This is a genomic window from Paenibacillus sp. P4_E11, from assembly GCF_056401635.1.
Genome location: NZ_JBFUIX010000252.1, coordinates 1 through 3,524, shown reverse-complemented (window position 1 = coordinate 3,524; position 3,524 = coordinate 1). Strand labels below are relative to the sequence as shown.

Annotated in this window: 5 protein-coding genes; all 5 read right to left on the bottom strand. The window is 44.7% G+C overall.

All coding sequences use genetic code 11. From position 1 onward, the window contains the following. Position 1: 1 nt before the first annotated feature. Positions 2–538 carry a sugar transferase gene (locus tag AC1DWB_RS32295; protein ID WP_477545196.1) on the bottom strand — a complete coding sequence of 179 codons (537 nt, stop codon included), beginning with the start codon at positions 536–538 and terminating at the stop codon, positions 2–4. A 20-nt stretch (positions 539–558) separates the two neighbouring features. Continuing rightward, positions 559–1,452, bottom strand: coding sequence for a UTP--glucose-1-phosphate uridylyltransferase GalU (gene galU / locus AC1DWB_RS32290; RefSeq protein WP_477545195.1), 894 nt, complete (start codon positions 1,450–1,452; stop codon positions 559–561). A 182-nt stretch (positions 1,453–1,634) separates the two neighbouring features. After that, positions 1,635–2,315, bottom strand: a complete 681-nt coding sequence (locus AC1DWB_RS32285; protein ID WP_477545194.1) for a CpsD/CapB family tyrosine-protein kinase — start codon at positions 2,313–2,315, stop codon at positions 1,635–1,637. Continuing rightward, positions 2,296–3,060: a YveK family protein gene (locus tag AC1DWB_RS32280; protein ID WP_477545193.1), complete on the bottom strand. Its 765-nt coding sequence runs from the start codon at positions 3,058–3,060 to the stop codon at positions 2,296–2,298. Before AC1DWB_RS32280 ends, AC1DWB_RS32285 begins: the two co-directional genes overlap by 20 nt. A gap of 83 nt (positions 3,061–3,143) precedes the next feature. Then, on the bottom strand, positions 3,144–3,524 hold a 381-nt coding region (locus tag AC1DWB_RS32275; protein ID WP_477545192.1), incomplete at its 5' end, for an ATP-binding cassette domain-containing protein.

Here is a 3,524-nt window from a genome sequence, read left to right as displayed (position 1 = left end):
CTTATTGGATATATCTGAAATCATGATTCAAATTCTCATATATGGGTGCCTTCCTGTCCGGACTCGTCTGCCACAACCCCGTAATTCCAGGCGTGACAATAAACCGCTGGCAATCGGCTTCTGAATAATACTTATGTACAATGGTTTCCTGCTCCGGACGAGGACCGATGAAACTCATCTCTCCATTTAAGATGTTAAGTAATTGAGGAATCTCATCGAGACTTGTTCTTCGCAACACTTTTCCCATTCGTGTGATCCGAGGATCATTACCCGACTCTGGCGAACGACCCTCTTGCGGAACACCTACGCTCATACTTCTAAATTTGTAAATTTTGAACACTTTGCCATCTTTCCCATACCTGGATTGTTTGAAGATAATCGGACCTTTGGAGTCTATTCTGATTAACAACGACACAATGAGGATAAGAGGAAGGAGTACAATCAGTAACACAAGGGCAGCTATAAAATCGATTATAGGTTTGACTACTTGAACATACAGTCCTGTGGGACGAGTTAGAGTAATCGTACGGTGATTCATACAGAAATCCTCTCCAGGTACTATATAATAGCTTTAAGCGGGACCCGGCTTTGAATAAACTCCAGGAAATACTCCGCGAACTCTTCTTGCAGCTCTTCGTGCTTCATCGCATATTCAACGGTAGCTTTCAAGAATCCGAGTTTGCTGCCCACATCGTACAACTTGCCTTCGCAAATGTAACTGTACATTTTCTGAATTTGGGCAAGTTGTTGCAGCGCATCCGTCAACTGGATCTCCCCTCCCACACCCGGTTTGGTTTCAGATAATAGATCCATCGTTTCTGGGCTTAAGATGTAGCGACCAATGATGGCAAGGTTAGATGGCGGATATGCCTTCGGCTTCTCAACAAGATTGTGAATGCGTTGTATCCGATCGGATATGGGCTTCGCATCAATCACACCGTACTTGTGGACTTCATCCCAAGCCACAGGCTCGACCGCAATAATGCTGGAAGCATTGGATTGTTCGTACACATCGATCATCTGTTTCAGACAAGGTACCTGACTATCGATAATCATGTCGCCCAGCAATACAGCGAATGGCTCATTGCCAATAAACTTGCGAGCACACCAGACCGCATGACCTAGTCCAAGCGCTTCTTTCTGACGAACATAATGTATATCTACTAGATTCGTAACGCCGTTCACTACATCCAACAGTTCGTTCTTATTTTTGCTTTCCAGATTCAACTCTAGTTCATAGTTTTTGTCGAAATGATCTTCAATCGATTTTTTGCTGCGTCCTGTTACAATAATGATATCTTCGATTCCGGACGCGACTGCTTCTTCCACAATGTATTGAATGGTTGGCTTGTCTACGATGGGCAGCATTTCTTTGGGCATCGCTTTTGTTGCCGGCAAAAATCTTGTTCCTAGCCCAGCAGCAGGTATGATTGCCTTTCTGACTTTCTTCATTTCGTATCCTCCCATAATTCTAAATAAACAAACGATTGGGCATCTAACCCATCCTCACATCACACCACTGACGACTTGGCGTCTAAGGTTATTGCAACCCACAGCGTGACCGAGTGCCTACAGTGATTAAGGTGCAGTAGACATTACCTAGGCATTCATACTTCACATGGCGTTCTTATGTTCTACTCGTTGTAATCAACCTCTTGCTTATCCCTTTTCGTACGCTTGGCGTTATTAAGAATGACTCCCAGCAACCTGGCGTTTACATGATCCAAGTTCACCTTCACCTTGGTAACGGATTGACGATTGACTTTACCTACATGAGCGACTAGCAGGACACCATCACATTTGGCAGCAATAACTTGAGCATCCGTAACGGTTAAGGCAGGCGGCGTATCGATAATAATCATGTCATATATCGTTTTCAATTCATCCAGTACTTCCGTTAACCGATCAGAAGAGAGCAGCTCCGATGGATCGGGTGGTGTTCGGCCCGAGGTAATAATCGATAAACGGTTAATGTGTGTTTCCTGAATCATCTCGTTCACATTGCATGAATGGGCAAGAATGTCAGAAAGCCCGATGCGGTTAGGTTTGCTGAATATATGATGGATGGCCGGCTTACTAAGGTTGGCATCTATGAGCAGGACTTGTTTGCCAGCTTGCGCGAAGGCAACTGCTGTATTGGCCGCTGTTGTAGATTTCCCTTCCTGTGGATGTGCCGACGTAATGACAATCGTCTTCAATTTGGGACCTCTGGAAGAGAATTCAATGTTCGTTCTGATTACACGATAGGCTTCTGCAAGGAACGATTTGGGATTCACATCCATAATGAGCGGTTGTTTAGCTGTTGAGTGTCGCATCAGGAGCCCCTCCCATATTCCGGGTTGTTGATTTCCTACGGAGCGGCACCAAGTCTTTCCTTCTTATCGTGGTCACGACGGCGAATGTCGGCACGCCGAGGATGCTTGAGATGTCCGCTTCACTCTTCACCGAGTCATCCAGGTATTCGATTAGGAATACGGCACCTGTTGAAATCAATAGAGCTAAGATAAAACTGATCATAATGTTAACAACAGGATTCGGTGCAACGTTATAGGCGATCTTCGCTTTGCTTAGAATCTCTACATTATCGACACTCATAATGCTCGGAACCGCTTCTTTAAATACGGCTGCTATTGCATTTACCGTGTTGATGGCATTAGCCATGGAATAATCGCGTATGGATAACGTCATAACTTGGGTGTCATTGATCGAACTGACATGAGTTCTTCCAATTAGTTGTTCCGCCGTTAACCCTAACTCCGGGTAACGCTCGACGACACGATCCATGACTGCATTGGTCTTAATAATATCTTTGTAGGTATTGACCAACAGGAGATTAAGATTCACTTCATTAATATCTAGCTGCTTAATCAAATTACCGTTATCCCTCGAATGCTTCATAACTAGCTTAGACGAGGCTTCATAGACCGGCTTAATAAAGAAGTAACTATATCCTCCCGTCGCAATACATGCGATAATGACACACAGAGCGATGAGCCATAGCCGTTTCTTCAGAACCTTGCCAAACTCTTTTAACTCCTTATGCTCCACAGTTCCAATCATGTTTTTCGCTTGTCCCCCTTGTCGAAAATGATACTTTTAGTATCATAATTGCTCCGTACCCCTACTTTATGATACATATTGTATCATGTCAAGCGTTTTTTTGTGTTATTTTGTCGGATTAATAACTTATTAAACGTCCCCTTCGCTTCCTTCGAAAGCTGTTGAAAGCCACCTTGCTGGATGACTCTCCCCTCTTCCATCACAATCACTTGATCGGCATTCCGAATGGTGGATAGACGATGGGCGATTACGATAATGCTCATCGTTCCTTTAATCCGATCTAGCGCCTCTTGGATCTTAGTTTCGTTCTCCGTATCCAAGGAACTTGTCGCTTCATCCAACACAAGGATCGAAGGCTGTCGCAGAATCGCTCTTGCCAGCACAATACGCTGTCGTTCCCCTCCTGAGAGCCGGACTGCTCGGTCCCCGATTACGGTATCCAGACCTTGAGGCAATCGTCGGAC